The following is a 17,002-nucleotide window of genomic DNA, read 5'->3' as shown; positions in this document are numbered from 1 at the left end:
GCTTACTTCTGCGCCGGATTGCGCGGGCGGATCGGCACGAACTGCGTGTTGTCGCCGCGTCGCACGAGAATCGCCACCATCTTCTGCGGGTCGAGGTGCGAGGTCGCGTCCTGGAACTGCTTCGCGTTGACGACATCGGTGTCGCCCACGCGCAGGATGATGTCGCCCTTTTGCAGACCGGCGCGCGCAGCCGGGCCGTCCACCGTATCCACGACCACGCCGCCCTTGATCTTGAGCTGGGCGAGCTGGTCGGCCGGAATGTCGGTGACCGAGAGACCCAGCGCGTTCGACGGCCGCGGCTTCGGCTCCGGCGCCTTCTTCGGGTCGGCCTTCGTGCCCTTGTCCGCCTGCATTTCGGCGATCGTGATCGGCAGGTCGCGCGTCGCGCCCTTGCGCCAGATCGTGACGGTCGCCTTGGTGCCCGGCTTGGTGTCGCCCACCATGCGCGGCAGATCGGTCGCGGTTTCGACGTTCACGCCGTTGAACTTCAGGATGATGTCGCCCGGCTGGATGCCCGCCTTGTCGGCCGGACCGCCCGGCTCGACGCTCGACACCAGCGCGCCCTGCGCCTTCGGCAGACCGAGCGAATCGCTGACGTCCTTCGTCACTTCGCCGATCGCCACGGCGATGCGGCCGCGCGTGACCTTGCCCGTCGACTTGAGCTGATCCGCCACGCGCATCGCCTCATCGATCGGAATCGCGAACGAAATGCCCATGAAGCCGCCCGTGCGGCTGTAGATCTGCGAGTTGATGCCGATCACCTCGCCCTGCATGTTGATCAGCGGACCGCCCGAGTTGCCGGGATTCACGGCCACGTCGGTCTGGATGAACGGCAGATAGTCGCCGGTGTCGCGGCCCTTGGCGCTCACGATGCCCGCGGTGACGGTGTTTTCGAGGCCGAACGGCGAGCCGATCGCCACGACCCACTCGCCCACGCGCACCTTGTTCGAGTCGCCGACCGTCACGGCCGGCAGGTTGTTCGCCTGGATTTTCACGACGGCCACGTCGGTGCGGTCGTCCACGCCGATCAGCTTCGCCTTGAATTCGCGCTTGTCGGTGAGCGTGACGTAGATGCTGTCCGCGTCGTCGACCACGTGCGCGTTGGTCATGACGTAACCGTCGTTCGTCATGATGAAGCCCGAGCCCACGCCGCTGCTTTGTTCGGAGTCGTTGCCGCCGTCGGGACCGGAGTCCTGGTCGCCGCCGCCCTGGCCGCCGCGCGGCGACGCGCCTCCGCCCTGGCCACCTTGCCCGCCTTGTCCACCTTGAGGACCTTGCGGCAACGGAATGCCGAAGAAGCGGCGGAAGAATTCCGACATGTCGCCGTTATCCATGCCCGGCGGCAGGCCGCCGCGCTGCGAGAGCGTCACGCGCGTGGTCGTGCGAATGTTGACGACGGAAGGCCCCACCTTGTCGACGAGATCGGTGAAGTCGGGCAGATTGGCGGCAGGCGCCGCCGATGCCATGTGCGGGGCGAGCGGCAGGCACGCCGCCACCACCGCGGCCGCGAAAAATTTGCGCAGCGGGAGGATCGTCATATCGTAGTCAGCCCGTAGTCAGCCGCAGGATTTACTTGGAAGCCTTGTATTCTATGGCAGATGCGAACTGCTGCAACGTGGCCTGGGGCACCTCGCCGAGCAACGTGATCCAGTAATCGCCATTGCGCTTCACCAGCACGTGCGTCGCGCCCGTGCTGCCCGCGCCTTCCTTGCGGCTGTTGTGCTCGACCGGCTCGACGAAAATCGAGACCGCCGAGAGGCCGTCCGAGAACACAGCCTGATCGACCGGGATCGGCGGATCGTTCGCGTCGCGCGCGGCCATCGGGCGGCGCAGCTCGCGAATCTTGCGGAAGCCCGGCACGTTCTGCGCGAAGGTCCAGCCCTGCGCTTCCATATCGACGCTTTGCAGCGGCGGACGCACCACGGTCCAGCCCGTGAGATTGCGCATGCCGCTGGCGATCGGCGCCTTATCGACCGGCACGCCGATGCTCACCTGCGTAAACGACAGTTGCTGGAGCACCTGGCCGTTCGACGGATCGAGCAACTGCGAACGCAGCAGCAGGCCGGTTTTCGCGTCGGCCCACAGCTTGTAGGCAAAGCGATAGGCGTCTTTCGGATCGAGTTCGATCACCTGGCTGTCGATGCCGGCCACGCGGTCGGTGCCCAGCATCTTCGGATCGTAGACGGACAGCACTTCGTTGCCGCTCGTGGCGAGCAGCGCCGGGAAGGCGTCCTTGTTCTGGCGTTTTTCGACGACGCAGAGCTTGCGCTCCGGCACGAAGGTGTAGAGGTCGTCGTTGTGGCGCAGCATCTTGCGCGGCTTGCCGTCGAGGCTTTCGAGCTGCTCGAACTCGCCGTCGACTTTCGTGGCGTAATGCGTGACGCGCGACGACTGCACGAAGTTGCCGCGCTGATACACGAAGGTGCCGATGTAGTTCTGCTGCTGCGCGGCCTGCTGGATGCGGTCCAGCCACTGCGCCGCACTCTGGCGCGTGGCGGGGTCGACCGCGGAAGCGGCCGACGCGCCCTGCGCGTGAGCGCGCGGGGCGACAGACAGAGCGGTGAACATCACGGCCGCGCAGCACAGGTATGCCGGCAACCGCCCCCAGAATGTATTGTTATTCAACCGCACTGTCTGCATCAGACTCACTGGCCTTGCGTGGTAAGGGCCGCAGAGCGGATCAGCGGCATGGAATCCGACATGACCGGCTGCTGCGCGAACTGCTGGTGCGCTTCGAGATAAGCGTCGAGGCGCGCGTCGCGAATGATGTTGCCGTCCTGCACGGCGGCCGTCTGCACGGGCACCGCGTTCATGGCCACACGCTGCACGTTGTCGCCGGCGGGCTGCATCGCGGCGATCTGCGGACCGCCCGCCATGCCGACGCCGCGCATTTGCGGCACGACGATCCACGTGAGCGTGGCGGCTGCGGCGGCCAGGGCCAGCGACGGCACGACGCGGCGGCGCAGCGCGAGAATGCGCGCGACGCGGCCGTCATGCGACGCCGACACAGCCGACGATGCGGGCAACGCCGCAGGCGCCAGCACGTGCGGCTCGGCCTCGAAGCGGGCCGCGAAGCCCGCCATGAACGACTGGCTCGCCGCCGGGCTCATGGCCAGGTCGTCGGAGCGCAGCGCGTCGCCGATCAGGTGATACGCCGACCAGGCCTTGCGGTCCTCGTCGTCGAATCCAGAAAAAATGACGTTCAGATGCGCGTCACCCGCCAATTCGCCGTCGGCGAAAGCGGACAGTTGCTCGCCGCGCGAACCTGACACCGATTGCATCGAAACCGACCCCATGATGCTCCCCATTTTCTTACAGAGCCCCGCAGTGACACACCCACTCTAGTGAATTACGTCCGTGCCCGGCGCGAGACTGGCTTACCAGCGCTTGCCTTCCGGTGTGTCCAGCAACGGACGCAATTTTGCCGCAATGGCTTCGCGAGCGCGGAAAATTCTCGATCTGACGGTCCCGATCGGGCAACCCATCATTTCGGCAATTTCCTCGTAGCTCAAACCTTCTATTTCCCGAAGCGTAATGGCGGTGCGCAACTCTTCCGGTAAAACCGCCATGGCAGCATTGACCGTCTGGGCGATCTGCTTGCTCATCAACATCGATTCGGGCGTGTTGATATCCCTTAGTTGATCGGCGTCCGAGAAAGTTTCCGCTTCTTCAGCATCAGCTTCGGTAGAAGTGGGAGCACGGCGCCCCTGGGTCGCAAGGTAGTTCTTCGCCGTATTGACAGCAATACGGTACAACCACGTATAGAAAGCGGATTCGCCACGGAACTGCGGCAATGCCCGGTACGCCTTGATGAAGGCGTCCTGGGCCACGTCCTCGACCTCCGCGGGGTCCCGCACGAGGCGCGAGATCAGGCGGATGATCTTGCGATGGTACTTGGAGACCAGCAGTTCGAACGCGGCCTTGTCGCCTTTCTGCACGCGCTCGACCAGCACCTGGTCAATTTCTTTTTCGCTCACCTGAAAAATCCGTTAGCTCATGGAAGTGGACGCGGGGGCACCATTGTAGCGTTACCGCCACGGCGCCACGTTACGCGCGTTACAGCGGTTACAGTCGTTACAGCGCTCTGGCAGAGCGCGCGCGGACGCAGAACGAAAACAAATGGGGACGCCGCAGCAAACGGCAAGAGAAAGGCCAGCAAGAAAGCGCAAATAAATGCGTCGATGGCGGCGCGACCCGGGCGACGGCCTACGCCAGGCCAAGCCGACGCCTGAAAGCCTAGCGGCCGGAAGCGCTGCGCGCGCTCACGGCGAGCACGCGAAAAGTCTCGACGTCGACCGAATCGGCGGCGATCAGCAGCGTCTTGCGGCGCGCGCCCTCTTCCACCACCAGCGCGAGCAGCGCCGCGCCCCATTGCGAGGCGCCGATCAGGCGGCCATCGGCAAGACACGCGCCGGAGCGCGCGAACGCGGCGAATCGATCCGTCCCGATTTCGATGAAAGCAGGCTGGGCGCGGCACCACGCCGCGAAACCGAGCCCGCCCACCGCGCCGAGCGCCAGAGCGGGCGCAACGGCATGCCACGCGCCGAACCACGGCGCGAGCGCCGTATGGAAGGCTGCGCACGCAACCGCGAGACCCAGCAGCAGCGCCGCGCGCATCGTCCAGGACGCGCGCACGGCGTGGCGCGGCACGTGCAAACGCCTCGCCGCAGAAATGTGAACGCGGCCGCCCGGATGAACCGGAGCGGCCGCGGAGTCGCGCGAGGCGATCATGGGAGTCTCAGCCGAGGCTGGCTCGACGGCGTATCAGGCGCCGGTCAAACGTGGCGCTTGAACACCAGCGTGCCGTTCGTGCCGCCGAACCCGAACGAGTTCTTCAGCGCGACGTCGATCTTCATGTCCCGCGCGGTGTTCGCGCAGTAGTCCAGGTCGCAAGCCGGATCCTGGTTGAAGATGTTGATCGTCGGCGGCGAAATCTGGTTGTGCACGGCGAGCACCGTGAACACCGACTCCAGACCGCCCGCGCCGCCCAGCAAGTGGCCGGTCATCGACTTCGTCGAGTTCACGACGATGTCCTTCGAGTGGTCGCCGAACGCGCGCTTGATCGCGGTGGTTTCCGCGAGGTCGCCGAGCGGCGTCGAGGTGCCGTGGGCGCTGAGCCAGTTCACTTCGTTGGCGTTCACACCCGCGTTCTTCATCGCGGCCAGCATGCAGCGGCGTGCGCCGTCGCCGTCTTCCAGCGGAGCGGTCATGTGATAAGCATCACCGCTCATGCCGTAGCCGCCGATTTCCGCGTAGATCTTCGCGCCGCGCGCCTTCGCGTGTTCGTACTCTTCGAGCACCATCACGCCAGCGCCTTCGCCCAGCACGAAACCGTCGCGGTCCTTGTCCCACGGACGGCTGGCCGTCGCCGGATCGTCGTTGCGCTGCGAAAGCGCACGTGCTGCCGCGAAACCGCCGATACCGAGCGGCGACACGGTCGATTCCGCACCGCCCGCGATCATCACGTCGCAGTCGCCGTATTCGATCAGACGCGACGCTTCGCCGATGCAGTGCAGACCGGTCGTGCACGCCGTCACCATCGACAGGTTCGGGCCCTTCAGGCCGAACTTGATCGACAGATGGCCGGAGATCATGTTGATGATCGATGCCGGCACGAAGAACGGCGAAATACGGCGCGGGCCGCGGTTGAGCAGTTCGGTTTGCGTGACTTCGATCATCGGCAGACCGCCGATGCCCGAGCCGACGTTCACACCGATGCGCTCAGCGTTGGCTTCGGTGACTTCGAGGCCGCTGTCCTTGAGCGCCTGCATGCCCGCAGCGATGCCGAAATGGATGAACGTATCCATATGGCGCGCTTCTTTCGCCGGCATGTACTCTTCGACGTTGAAGCCCTTCACCTCGCCGGCAAAGCGGGTCGAGAAGTTCGTCGCATCGAACTTCGTGATGTTGGCGATGCCGGACTTGCCGGCGACCAGATTGGCCCAGCCGTCGGCAACATTATTGCCAACAGGCGAAATCAGCCCCAGGCCTGTAACAACAACTCGACGGCGGCTCACGGTAACCCCTTTTCCATAGATGACAAAAACAAAAGCCACAGAGGCCACAGGAAATGCTCCTGTGAGCCCTGTGGCTAGTTGACCGGCAGATGCCCCGCAACAGGTGCGGCGGGCGTAAGCGGTTTCACGGGCGTGCGTCCTCTCGGACCGCCCGCGCGCAAGATGGGCGCGCGCGGTCCGAAAAGGAAAAGCGCCTTAGGCCTTGACGTTCGCGCGAGCGTAGTCGATCGCTTGCTGAACCGTCGTGATCTTCTCGGCTTCTTCATCCGGAATTTCCATGCCGAATTCGTCTTCGAGGGCCATCACGAGCTCGACGGTGTCGAGCGAGTCGGCGCCCAGATCGTTCACGAACGAAGCTTCGTTCTTGATTTCAGCTTCGGCGACGCCCAGTTGCTCGGCGACGATCTTCTTGACGCGCTGTTCGATGTTGTCCATTACCCCTCCAAGGGAAAAAAGTTAGCTCATGAATGCGAGTGCGCGCATTTTATCAGGTTTGACCTGGCAGAAAAGCGGCGCTCAAGGTTCCGGGAACGGCTATCCGCGAAGGCGTCCGAACGGTTGAACTCGCCGGACGCACCAAGGCGCGGATAGTACCTGATTCCGGTTAAGACATATACATGCCGCCGTTGACGTGCAGCGTCGTGCCCGTCACGTAGCCCGCCTGCGGCGATGCCAGGAAAACGACCGCGTGCGCGATGTCTTCCGGGCTGCCCAGACGGCCCAGCGGAATCTGCTGCTTGAGCGCGGCTTGCTGCTCGGCCGGCAGATCCTTGGTCATGTCGGTATCGATGAAGCCCGGCGCCACGCAGTTCACCGTGATGCCGCGGCTGCCGATTTCGCGCGCGAGCGCGCGGGTCATGCCCGCGACGCCAGCCTTGGCCGCCGCGTAGTTGGCCTGGCCCGGGTTGCCCGACGAGCCGACCACCGACGTGATATTGATGATACGGCCCGTGCGCGCCTTCATCATCGGGCGCAGCACGGCGCGCGAGAGGCGGAACACGGCCTTCAGGTTCGTGTCGATCACCGAATCCCACTCGTCGTCTTTCATGCGCATCGCCAGGTTGTCCTGCGTGATGCCTGCATTGTTGACGAGGATCGCCAGACCGCCGAATTCCTTCACGGTGGCGTCAATGAGCGCTTCAGCCGCAGCCGAATCGTTGACGTTGAGCACCGCGCCACGGCCCTTCAGGCCCGCTTCCGCGAATGCCGCCGTGATCGCCTGCGCACCGCTTTCGCTGGTCGCCGTGCCGATCACCGTCGCGCCCTGGCGCGCCAGTTCGAGCGCGATCGCCCGGCCGATGCCTCGCGAGGCGCCGGTCACGATCGCGGCCTGATTGTCGAGAGTCTTTTCCATCGTTCGAATCCGTTACTGATTGCGTTGAGTCGCCCGGTCGGGCCGATCAGCCCTTGACGAGCGCGAGCACTTCTTCGAGCGACTTCGGATCGGCTACCGAGGCACCGATCAGTTCGCCGTCGATACGCTTCGTGAGGCCCGCGAGCACCTTGCCCGGACCGCATTCGATCACGTGCGTGGCGCCCTGCGCGCCGATCGCCTTGACGCACTCGACCCAGCGCACCGGACCGGCGGCCTGACGCACCAGCGCGGCGCGGATCTTCGCCGGATCGGTTTCGAAAGCCACGTCGATGTTGTTCACGACCGGAATCTGCGGCGCGTTCAGCGTGACGCCCGCGAGGTAGTCGCGCAGCTGGTCCGAAGCGGGCTTGAGCAGCGACGAGTGGAACGGCGCCGACACCGGCAGCGACAGCGCGCGCTTGGCGCCCTTCGCCTTGGCGATTTCGCAGGCCTTTTCGACCGCGGCCTTGTGGCCCGCGATCACGACTTGCGCCGGCGCGTTGAAATTCACGGCTTCGACCACGCCGCCGCTCGCGGCAGCGGCTTCGGTGCAGACGGCGCGCACGGTGTCGTCGTCGAGACCGAGCACGGCGGCCATGCCGCCCTCGCCCACCGGCACCGCGCTCTGCATCGCCTGCGCGCGGAAGCGCACGAGCGGCACGGCGTCGCGGAACGCGAGCACGCCGGCGGCGACGAGCGCCGTGTATTCGCCGAGGCTGTGGCCCGCGACGATCGACGGCGCCGGGCCGCCTGCCTGCTGCCACGCACGATAGACGGCATAGGCGGCCGTCAGCATGACCGGCTGGGTGTTGGTGGTGAGGTTGAGTTCTTCAGCCGGGCCTTCGGCGATCAGCTTGCCGATGTCCTGGTTGAGCGCGTCGGACGCTTCCTGCAGCGTTTCGCGCACGACGGCGCTATCGGCGAAGGCGTCGAGCATGCCGACGGCCTGCGAACCTTGACCCGGAAAAACGAATGCGAATTTCATGAGATCCTCAAAATTCGGTCAAAACGGAGAGGCGATGCGCTCGAATGGACCGCGACGGACCGCACGCCTTGCGTGCGGCCGGGTGCGGGAGCGCGAAAGCCCGCTCGCGAAATCAGAAGCGGATGACGGAGGCGCCCCAGGTGAAGCCGCCGCCCACACCTTCGATCAGCACGTTCTGGCCGCGCTTGATGCGGCCGTCGCGCACCGCGACGTCGAAGGCGAGCGGAATGGACGCCGCCGAGGTATTGCCATGTTCGCCCACGGTCACGACCATGCGTTCGGCGGGCAGGCCGAGCTTGCGGCAGGTGCCCTGCATGATGCGGATATTGGCCTGGTGCGGAATCAGCCAGTCGATCTGGTCGGCGCGCAGTTGCGCCTTGTCGAGCGCCTCGATCGCGACCTTTTCCAGCACGTTGACGGCGAGCTTGAACACCGCCTGGCCGTCCATGTGCAGGAATGCGTTACCCGCGATCACGCCGCCGTTCACGTGGCCCGGCGTGCACAGAATGTGCGCGTAGCTGCCGTCGGCGTGCAGCGCGCTCGAGAGCACGCCCGGTTCGTTCGAGGCTTGCATGACGATCGCGCCCGCGCCGTCGCCGAACAGCACGCAGGTCGTGCGGTCGTTGAAGTCGAGGATACGCGAGAACGTTTCTGCGCCGACCACGAGGGCCGTGCGGTGCTGACCGCTGCGGATCAGGCTGTCGGCCACCGAAACGGCGTACGCGAAGCCCGAGCAGACGGCCTGCACGTCGAACGCCGCGCCGTGATTGCGGATACCGAGCTTGTTCTGCAGCAGGCAGGCGGTGCTCGGGAACACGAAATCGGGCGTCGAGGTCGCGACGATGATGAGGTCGATGCTTTGCGGATCGACGTCGGCCGCGGCGATGGCGCGCTGCGAGGCGGCCAGCGCGAGATCGCTGGTGGTGACGTCGGGTGCGGCGAAATGACGGGCATGAATGCCGGTGCGGGCGACGATCCACTCGTCGCTCGTCTCGACGCCCTTGGCGGCGAGCCGGTCAGCCAGATCCTGGTTGGTAACGCGCTCCGGCGGAAGATAACTGCCCGTGCCGAGCACGCGGGAATAAAGAGTCGATTGAGCCATTATGCCTTCGAGGATGATGCGGCGGGCGGAACGCCACCCGCGGCCAGACCAGACGCGCCAGCCGGCGAATCCGCCGACGGAGCTTCCGGGGCCCCTGCCACGCCGTCGTTCTGCCCGCCCGCTGCCGTTCCGGCAGCACCAGCGGCCTGTTCGAACGAACCGGCGTTTTCTTCCATGGCGTGCGCGAGGCGCTCGAGCACGCCATTTTTGACGGCATCATACCCGCGTTTGATCGCCTGCTCAAACGCGTAGGTATCGGCGGAACCGTGGCTTTTGATGACGAGGCTCTTCAAGCCCAGCAAGGCGGCGCCGTTGTACTGGCGGTGATCGACGCGCTTCTTGAAGCGCATGAGCACCGGCAGCGCGGCAATCGCCATGAGCTTCGTGAGCCACGAGCGGCCGAACTCTTCCTTGATCATGTCGTTGAGCATCTGCGCGAGGCCCTCCGACGTCTTGAGCGCGACATTACCAACGAAACCGTCACAGACGATAACGTCGACGGTGCCCTTGTAAATGTCGTTGCCCTCCACATTGCCGCGGAAGTTCAGCGTGCTCGCGCGCAGCAGTTCGCCGGCGCGCTTGATGGTCTCGTTGCCCTTGATGACCTCTTCGCCGATGTTCAGGAGCCCGATGGTCGGACGGTCCTTCCCTTCGAGCGCGGCCACGAGCGCGTGGCCCATTTCGGCGAACTGCAGCAGATGCTGCGGTTCGCAGTCGACGTTCGCGCCAAGGTCGAGCATCATCGTGTAGCCGCGCGGATTGGGCAGCGCGAAGGCGATGGCCGGTCGTTCGATGCCGGGCAGTGTCTTGAGCACGTAGCGAGACACGGCCATCAGCGCGCCGGTGTTGCCAGCCGAGACACAAGCCTGCGCCTCGCCCTCTTTCACGCGGTTCAGCGCGACGCGCATCGACGAGTCTTTCTTCTTGCGAAGCGCGACTTCGACCGGATCGTCCATTTCGACGACCTCGGTGGCGGGAACGACGGAAAGTGCAGGGAGGTCCAGCGCCTTCAGCTTCTTGAGCTGGGCGCGGATCGCCGTCTCGAGACCAACGAGTTGCAGATGGGCGTCGGGATGCGAGCGGACGAAATGGACAGCGGCGGGCACCGTCACGGACGGGCCGTGGTCGCCTCCCATGCAATCTATCGTAAGCGTAACAGTCATGGAATGCGACGGATTTTCGGGCATAAAAAAGCGGCAGTTGAATGCCGCCTTTTTATGCCGTGCCGAGAAAATGTCAAGCGAACGGAATCGCCATGTGCGGCGCAACAAGCAGCCCCGGAGGACCGCAGCGCCGCACGCTGGAACGATTAGTCGTTCTTGGTCTTGACGACTTTCTTGCCGCGGTAGTAGCCGTTCGGGCTGATGTGGTGACGCAGATGCACTTCACCCGTGCTCGGCTCGACAGCCAGCGGCGCGCCCGTGAGGAAATCGTGCGAGCGGTGCATGCCGCGCTTCGACGGCGACTTCTTGTTTTGTTGAACTGCCATGATGAAACTCCTGAAAATTTTCCGAATTCTAACACAGCCCGATCCGGCCGCCGCCACCTTGGGGGATGGCCGGACTCCGGGACTGGGCCCACGAATTTAACTGCGCAATACTGCACGCCACCGGCGGCTCAGCTCAATGCTTGCTGCCGGGACCGTCCTTCTTGAGCGATTCGAGCGCCGCAAACGGGTTGACGCGCTCTTCCGTCTCGATTTCCTGCTCCGGCACGTCGTCGACGGAATCCACACCGTCCGCGCCATCGGCACCCGAGGCGAGACTTTCGTGAATTTCCGGACAGACTTCGTGCTTCGGCACGAGCGGCAGCGAGAGCAACAGCTCCTCTTCGATCAAGTCGACGAGATCGAACTGGCGTGAGCCTACGATCACTTCGACTTCATCGTCGTCGAGCGGAAACTCGTCCGCCTCCTCTTCCGTCTGGACGATACGGAAGATCGCATCTGCGTCGAATGCCTGCTCATAGGGAGCAAGGCAACGCTGGCACGAGAGCCACGCACTGCCGTGGACCGCGAGCCGCAGATAAGGTTGCGGCCCTTCTGTGCCGTTATCCTGCAATTCCTGCTGCGTGAAGCCGGCGGCTTGCCACGTGAACGCGGTGTCGCGATCGGGCGCCTCGGCCGGGACTTCGTTTAACATGCGCGGCAGCTGCGACAGGCGCACTACGCCTGCTGCTTCGCGCCCGCTACGCGCGAATTCGAAGATATCGAGGTCGCGTGGATTGAGCGCGCCGCTCTTGCTCGATTCCGCGCCGGCAGGCTTACCAGATTGTTCGGTCATGTGCGCTCTCCCGCTTCAGACATGCGGCCTGCAAGCGATGCAAAGAAGCAGACGCTGCCGGCCTGCGTATTTCAAACGCATTAAAAATTCTTGCACTTTTCTTGCTGCATTTTTCTTGCATTCGGCACGCCCGGGAGGCTTATCGCGCCTCGCCTTCAGCGCTGACCCTGCTTAAATTTACCGTACCCGCGGAAGGTCCACACGCGGACGTACAGATAGAGCGTACCGATGAAAAGCCCAAAATCATAACGCCTTTATCTTTGTGAGTCAAACAGTTAGGCTCACGTCCGCAAGCCTCTGTGCGGCCAGCGTTTTTCGACGGCGGGCAGCCATCCGCCCCCTCTTTTTCGGCCACGCCGCACGGGCCGCCACCAATCTTCAAGACTCGACGACCGATCATGCAGGAATCTTCCTCGCCCGCTGCGCCCGTTGCGCCCGCCGTCCCCGCTCCGCAGACGGGCCGCCCCGCGCTGATACTCGCCTCCAGCTCGCGCTACCGCCGCGAACTGCTCGAACGCCTGCGCATTCCGTTCGACACCGCCGTGCCCGATCTCGACGAAACGCCGCAACCCGGCGAAACGCCCGAAGCCACCGCGCTGCGTCTCGCCGAAGCCAAGGCCCGCGCCGTGGCCGCCGCCCTGCCCGCGACCACCGGCCGCGCGCTCGTGATCGGCTCCGACCAGGTGGCGACCTTCGACGGCCACCAGATCGGCAAGCCCGGCACGCACGACCGCGCGCTCGACCAGCTGCGCAGCATGCGTGGCCGCGAAGTGTTGTTCCATAGTGCCCTCAGTCTGCTCGATACCGCTACTGGCCAAACGGATACCGTCGATATCGTGACGAAGGTGCGCTTTCGCGATCTGCCGGACGCCGCCCTCGACGCCTATCTGCGCGCCGAACAGCCCTACGACTGCGCGGGCAGCGCCAAATCCGAAGGCCTCGGCATCGCGCTGCTCGAAGCCATCGAATCCGACGATCCCACCGCCCTGATCGGCCTGCCGCTCATCGCGCTCACGCGCATGCTGCTGGCCGCGGGCTATCCGCTGCTGGAGACCCAGGCATGACCGCGCAAAATACGTCGAAAGGCACGCTCTATCTGATCCCGAACACGCTCGGCGACGGCGACGAAGCCGCGCTCGCCTACGTGCTGCCCGCGCCCGTGCGCGAGCGCGCCGGCGCGCTCGCGAGCTATATCGGCGAAAACGCCAAGAGCACGCGAGCCTTCCTGAAGCGCGTCGGCACCACGCGGCCGATCCAGGAAATCGAGATCAGCGAACTGAACGTCAACACGCCCGCGGGCCAGGTCGACAAGCTGCTCGCGCCGCTGCTGAAGGGCATCGACACAGGCCTCGTGTCCGAGGCGGGCGTGCCCGCCGTGGCCGATCCGGGCGCGCTGCTGGTACGCCGCGCGCACGAGCGCGGCATCAAGGTCGTGCCGCTCGTCGGCCCGAGCTCGATCCTGCTCGCGCTGATGGCGTCGGGCCTGAACGGCCAGAGCTTCGCGTTCCACGGCTATCTGCCGGTGGACGCCAACGAGCGCATCAAGAAGCTGCGCGAACTCGAACAGACCTCGCGCAAGGCGAAGCAGACGCAGATCTTCATCGAGACGCCCTATCGCAACAAGACGCTGCTCGACGCGCTGGTCGCGACCTGCGCACCCTCGACGCTCGTGTGCGTGGCCGCCGACCTCACGCTACCGACCGAGACGATCCTGAGCCGCGCGATATCCGAGTGGAAAAAGCCGCCCACGCCCGATCTGCACAAGCGGCCCGCGATCTTTCTGATGCTGGCGAACTGATCCGGGCGCATAACCACGCCCCAAAAACAAACGGCCGCTGCGCAATCGCCAGCGGCCGTTTTTGTTGCGATGAACGCGCCGAAGCGCTTTAACGCAACGACATCTTCGCGCCCGAGATCAGCGAATGCATCGCCGATGAACCGACGCTTGCGCCAAAGCGCTTCGCCACGCGGTCGGAAATGCTCTGCTTGACCGTGTAATCGACCACGTCGGGCGCCTTGATCACCTCGCGCGCCACGTAGTCGGTGTCGCCGTAACCGTCCGCGAGACCCAGCTCGACACTCTTCTGACCGGTCCAGAACAGGCCCGAGAAAATATCCGGCGAATCCTTCAGGCGCGTGCCGCGCCCGGCCTTCACCGCGTCGATGAACTGCTGGTGGATCTGGTCGAGCATTTCCTGCGCATGTGCATCCATCTTCGGCGTATCCGGCGAGAACGGGTCGTAAAAGCCCTTGTTCTCACCCGAAGTGCGCAGGCGGCGCTCGACTCCGAGCTTGTCCATCAGACCCGTAAAGCCGAAGCCGTCCATCAGCACGCCGATCGAACCGACGATGCTCGCCTTGTTCACGTAGATCTTGTCGGCGGCCGCCGCGACGTAATAGCCGCCCGACGCGCACATGTCGCCGACCACCACGTAGAGCGGAATGGCCGGATATTTGGCGCGCAGACGATGGATTTCGTCGTTGATGATGCCGGCCTGCACGGGCGAGCCGCCCGGGCTGTCGATGTGCAGGATCACGCCCGCCGTGCCGTCGTCGTCGAAGGCGCTGTCGAGCGCGCTGTTGATATCGTCGGCGTTCGCGGCGGTATCGGACGAGATCTCGCCGTCGAGCGAGACGAGCGCCGTGTGCTTGCCGGTGCCCTCCACGCGCGCGCCGGAAAAGTCGAGCAGCGCCCAGGCGATCAGCAGAAAGACGGCCAGAAACGCAAAGCGGAAGAAGATTCTCCAGCGCCGTGCCGCCCGTTGCTCGACGATCGCGGCCATGGCGATGCGCTCGAGCGCGTCACGCTCCCAGCCGGTCTTGCCGGCTTCGGATTTGCCGGAGTGCATCGGGCGGTCCGGCTCGTTCTGATCAGGGGTCGGATTGTCTGACATGCGTGCGGTGAGAATCAGCGAAAAATCACAAAGGGGTCGGACTCAGATCGGCGTCCGGCAGCCAGAATACCGCACGGCCCTCGGGCGTGTCGCGTTCCTCGACGCGCACCGGACGCAGCCGTCCGCCGCGGCACGGGCCGCCGACGCACTTGCCCGTCTCGGGTTCGTAGATCGCGCCGTGCGTGGCGCACATCAGATAGAGACCCGACGACTCGAAGAACTGCCCTTCGACCCAGTCGAGCTCCATCGGCACGTGCGCGCAGCGGTTCAGGTAGCCGTAGACCTCGCCGGCGTAGCGAACGAAAAAGACCACGGCGGGGCCGCCCGCGTAGGTCGCGTCAAGTCGCTTGCCGGCGCCGCCGTCGGCGAGTTCGTCGGCCGCGCAGACGCGCACTGCCGCGAGGCTCGCCTCGTTCGCGGGCAGGCTCATGCGTGCTCCCGCAGCCAGGCCGAGAGCGCCGGCACGTCGGCGGCGATGTATTGGGGCGCGAGCGCTTCGAGCGAACTCGACGCGTGCGCGCCATACGCCACGCCCACACCCGCCGCGCCGGCATTGGCCGCCATCTGCAGGTCGTGCGTGGTGTCGCCGATCATGACCGTGCGGCCCAGATCCTGCCCCAGTTCGCGCGTCAGTTCCTGAAGCATGGCCGGATGCGGCTTCGAGAAGGTTTCGTCGGCGCAGCGCGTGCCGTCGAACAGGCTCGTCAGGCGCGCGTCGGCGAGCGCGCGGTTCAGGCCCACGCGGCTCTTGCCCGTCGCCACCGCAAGCAGATAGCCGGTGTCGCGCAGTTCCGTGAGCATCTCGCGCACGCCCGCGAACAGCTCCGTCTCCTGATCCTTGAGCAGATAGTGCACGCGATAACGCTCCACGAGGCGCGGATAGTCGGCGGGCGCGAGCGTGGGCGCGGCGATCTGCAACGCCTCGCGCAGGCCGAGGCCGATCACGTAGCTGGCCGCCTCGTCGCCGGGCACGGGCAAGCCGAGGTCGCGGCACGCGGCCTGGATGCTGCGCGTAATGTGGGCGGTCGAGTCCATCAACGTGCCGTCCCAGTCGAACACAATCAGGTCAAATTGCTGTCGAGCCATACGGTCCTTCTCCAAACACTGTTGTTTTTTCGTCCGGCTTGTTCTCCGGCTTTTGCTCCGGCTTGTTCTCCGGCGTCATCCCCGGCGCGGCGCTGCCGCGTCATTCCGGCTGCGCGGCGGCCTGGCTCTCGCCGTCCGCGCCTTCGCGCTGCGCACGCAGTGCGTCGACGAAACTGCGCAGTTCCGGCGGCAGCGGCGCCTCGAACTGCAGCGTCTCACCGGTGATCGGATGCGCGAGCTTGAGCCGGTGAGCGTGCAGGAACATGCGCTTGAGGCCCGGCTTCGCGCCGGTGCGCGCCAGCGCCTTGTTGAGCGCGAAGTCGCCGTACTTGGCGTCGCCGAGAATCGGCAGGCCCAGATGCGCCAGGTGCACGCGGATCTGATGGGTCCGGCCGGTCTTGAGTTCCGCTTCGAGCAGCGCATAGTGCGGCCAGCGCTCGACGAGATTGAACACCGTGTGCGACGGCATGCCGTCGGCCTGCACGCGCACGCGGCGCTCGCCTTCCGGGGTCAGATACTTGTGCAGCGGTTCCTTGACGGCACGACGGCGGCCCCAGTCGCTCGCCCAGTCGCCGTGGACGCAGGCGTAGTAACGCTTGTCGGTCTTGTTATCACGCATCTGCTCGTGCAGGCCGACCAGCGCCGCGCGCTTCTTGGCCAGCATCAGCACGCCCGACGTTTCGCGGTCGAGCCGGTGCACGAGTTCGAGGAATTTGGCGTGCGGGCGCGCCTCGCGCAATTGTTCGATCACGCCGAACGCCACGCCGCTGCCGCCATGCACGGCGACGCCCGCAGGCTTGTCGATCACGAGCATGGCGTCGTCCTCGAACAGCACGGGGAACTGGCCGGGCGGCACGGGCGCCGACTCCTGCTGCGTTTTTTCGGCGATGCGGATGGGCGGCACGCGCACGAGGTCGCCGAGTTCGAGGCGGTACTGCGCATCGACCCGGCCCTTATTCACGCGCACTTCCCCGCTGCGCAAAATGCGATAGATGTGGCTTTTCGGCACGCCTTTGCAGACGCGCAGAAGAAAGTTATCGATCCGCTGACCGGCTGCGCCATCGTCGATTTCGACGATGGAAACCTGGTCGGCTGCGACCTGATTCTGGGATGTTTTGCCTAACCCTTTCATTCTGAATATAATTTGCCCAACGCTGACGCGACGGTAGGCCAAACGGCCAAAAAGTTCCAGAACCATCCGATGGATACCCAAGGAGGTTCGACCGGACCTGAACCGCGCTGCATGCGTAGGCAGCAAGCGATAAACGGTTATTTTACTTGC

The 17,002-nt window shown here is 65.1% G+C and carries 19 protein-coding genes; 2 read left to right on the top strand and 17 right to left on the bottom strand.

Annotated features, from left to right (window positions below; all coding sequences use genetic code 11):
- Positions 1-2: 2 nt before the first annotated feature.
- The 13 genes from LDO54_RS06670 to LDO54_RS06610 form a co-directional block, all read right to left on the bottom strand.
- On the bottom strand, positions 3-1,538 hold the full coding sequence (locus LDO54_RS06670; protein ID WP_224008287.1) for a DegQ family serine endoprotease: 1,536 nt from the start codon (positions 1,536-1,538) through the stop codon (positions 3-5).
- Between the two features lie 31 nt (positions 1,539-1,569).
- Positions 1,570-2,640, bottom strand: coding sequence for a MucB/RseB C-terminal domain-containing protein (locus LDO54_RS06665; protein WP_224008285.1), 1,071 nt, complete (start codon positions 2,638-2,640; stop codon positions 1,570-1,572).
- Between the two features lie 5 nt (positions 2,641-2,645).
- Complete coding sequence (locus LDO54_RS06660; protein WP_224008283.1) at positions 2,646-3,296, bottom strand: sigma-E factor negative regulatory protein; 651 nt, start codon at positions 3,294-3,296, stop codon at positions 2,646-2,648.
- Positions 3,297-3,377: 81 nt separating this feature from the next.
- Positions 3,378-3,977, bottom strand: coding sequence for an RNA polymerase sigma factor RpoE (gene rpoE, locus LDO54_RS06655; RefSeq protein ID WP_027795258.1), 600 nt, complete (start codon positions 3,975-3,977; stop codon positions 3,378-3,380).
- A gap of 259 nt (positions 3,978-4,236) precedes the next feature.
- Positions 4,237-4,650: a hypothetical protein gene (locus tag LDO54_RS06650; protein ID WP_224008281.1), complete on the bottom strand. Its 414-nt coding sequence runs from the start codon at positions 4,648-4,650 to the stop codon at positions 4,237-4,239.
- Positions 4,651-4,775: 125 nt separating this feature from the next.
- The gene (gene fabF, locus LDO54_RS06645; protein WP_224008279.1) at positions 4,776-6,017 is read right to left on the bottom strand and encodes a beta-ketoacyl-ACP synthase II; all 1,242 of its coding nucleotides are present in this window, start codon (positions 6,015-6,017) and stop codon (positions 4,776-4,778) included.
- Positions 6,018-6,212: 195 nt separating this feature from the next.
- The gene (acpP, locus tag LDO54_RS06640) at positions 6,213-6,452 is read right to left on the bottom strand and encodes an acyl carrier protein (RefSeq protein ID WP_004197638.1); all 240 of its coding nucleotides are present in this window, start codon (positions 6,450-6,452) and stop codon (positions 6,213-6,215) included.
- A 169-nt stretch (positions 6,453-6,621) separates the two neighbouring features.
- Positions 6,622-7,371 carry a 3-oxoacyl-ACP reductase FabG gene (fabG, locus tag LDO54_RS06635; protein WP_224008277.1) on the bottom strand — a complete coding sequence of 250 codons (750 nt, stop codon included), beginning with the start codon at positions 7,369-7,371 and terminating at the stop codon, positions 6,622-6,624.
- 46 nt (positions 7,372-7,417) lie between these two features.
- Positions 7,418-8,356 carry an ACP S-malonyltransferase gene (gene fabD, locus LDO54_RS06630; protein ID WP_224008275.1) on the bottom strand — a complete coding sequence of 313 codons (939 nt, stop codon included), beginning with the start codon at positions 8,354-8,356 and terminating at the stop codon, positions 7,418-7,420.
- 112 nt (positions 8,357-8,468) lie between these two features.
- Positions 8,469-9,458: a beta-ketoacyl-ACP synthase III gene (locus tag LDO54_RS06625; RefSeq protein ID WP_224008273.1), complete on the bottom strand. Its 990-nt coding sequence runs from the start codon at positions 9,456-9,458 to the stop codon at positions 8,469-8,471.
- Entirely contained in the window at positions 9,458-10,621 is a 1,164-nt protein-coding gene (plsX, locus tag LDO54_RS06620; protein ID WP_224008466.1) for a phosphate acyltransferase PlsX, read from the bottom strand. The genes LDO54_RS06625 and plsX overlap by 1 nt, the downstream gene beginning before the upstream one ends.
- A gap of 146 nt (positions 10,622-10,767) precedes the next feature.
- Positions 10,768-10,947 carry a 50S ribosomal protein L32 gene (rpmF, locus tag LDO54_RS06615; protein ID WP_018441573.1) on the bottom strand — a complete coding sequence of 60 codons (180 nt, stop codon included), beginning with the start codon at positions 10,945-10,947 and terminating at the stop codon, positions 10,768-10,770.
- A 133-nt stretch (positions 10,948-11,080) separates the two neighbouring features.
- Complete coding sequence (locus LDO54_RS06610) at positions 11,081-11,740, bottom strand: DUF177 domain-containing protein (protein ID WP_224008272.1); 660 nt, start codon at positions 11,738-11,740, stop codon at positions 11,081-11,083.
- Between the two features lie 398 nt (positions 11,741-12,138).
- Between LDO54_RS06610 and LDO54_RS06605 the strand changes: the two genes are divergently transcribed.
- The gene (locus LDO54_RS06605) at positions 12,139-12,804 is read left to right on the top strand and encodes a Maf-like protein (protein WP_224008270.1); all 666 of its coding nucleotides are present in this window, start codon (positions 12,139-12,141) and stop codon (positions 12,802-12,804) included.
- Complete coding sequence (locus LDO54_RS06600) at positions 12,801-13,538, top strand: SAM-dependent methyltransferase (protein ID WP_224008268.1); 738 nt, start codon at positions 12,801-12,803, stop codon at positions 13,536-13,538. The genes LDO54_RS06605 and LDO54_RS06600 overlap by 4 nt, the downstream gene beginning before the upstream one ends.
- Positions 13,539-13,626: 88 nt before the next feature.
- Here the strand turns inward: LDO54_RS06600 and LDO54_RS06595 are convergent, their stop codons facing one another.
- The 4 genes from LDO54_RS06595 to LDO54_RS06580 form a co-directional block, all read right to left on the bottom strand.
- Positions 13,627-14,634: a S49 family peptidase gene (locus LDO54_RS06595; protein WP_224008266.1), complete on the bottom strand. Its 1,008-nt coding sequence runs from the start codon at positions 14,632-14,634 to the stop codon at positions 13,627-13,629.
- A gap of 25 nt (positions 14,635-14,659) precedes the next feature.
- Entirely contained in the window at positions 14,660-15,064 is a 405-nt protein-coding gene (locus tag LDO54_RS06590) for a Rieske (2Fe-2S) protein (RefSeq protein WP_224008264.1), read from the bottom strand.
- Complete coding sequence (locus tag LDO54_RS06585) at positions 15,061-15,720, bottom strand: HAD-IIIA family hydrolase (protein ID WP_224008262.1); 660 nt, start codon at positions 15,718-15,720, stop codon at positions 15,061-15,063. The genes LDO54_RS06590 and LDO54_RS06585 overlap by 4 nt, the downstream gene beginning before the upstream one ends.
- A 100-nt stretch (positions 15,721-15,820) precedes the next feature.
- On the bottom strand, positions 15,821-16,852 hold the full coding sequence (locus LDO54_RS06580; RefSeq protein ID WP_224008463.1) for an RluA family pseudouridine synthase: 1,032 nt from the start codon (positions 16,850-16,852) through the stop codon (positions 15,821-15,823).
- Positions 16,853-17,002: the final 150 nt, after the last annotated feature.

Source organism: Paraburkholderia tropica, assembly GCF_914484835.1.
GTDB lineage: Bacteria > Pseudomonadota > Gammaproteobacteria > Burkholderiales > Burkholderiaceae > Paraburkholderia > Paraburkholderia tropica_A.
This window is presented reverse-complemented; position numbering and strand designations above follow the sequence as displayed.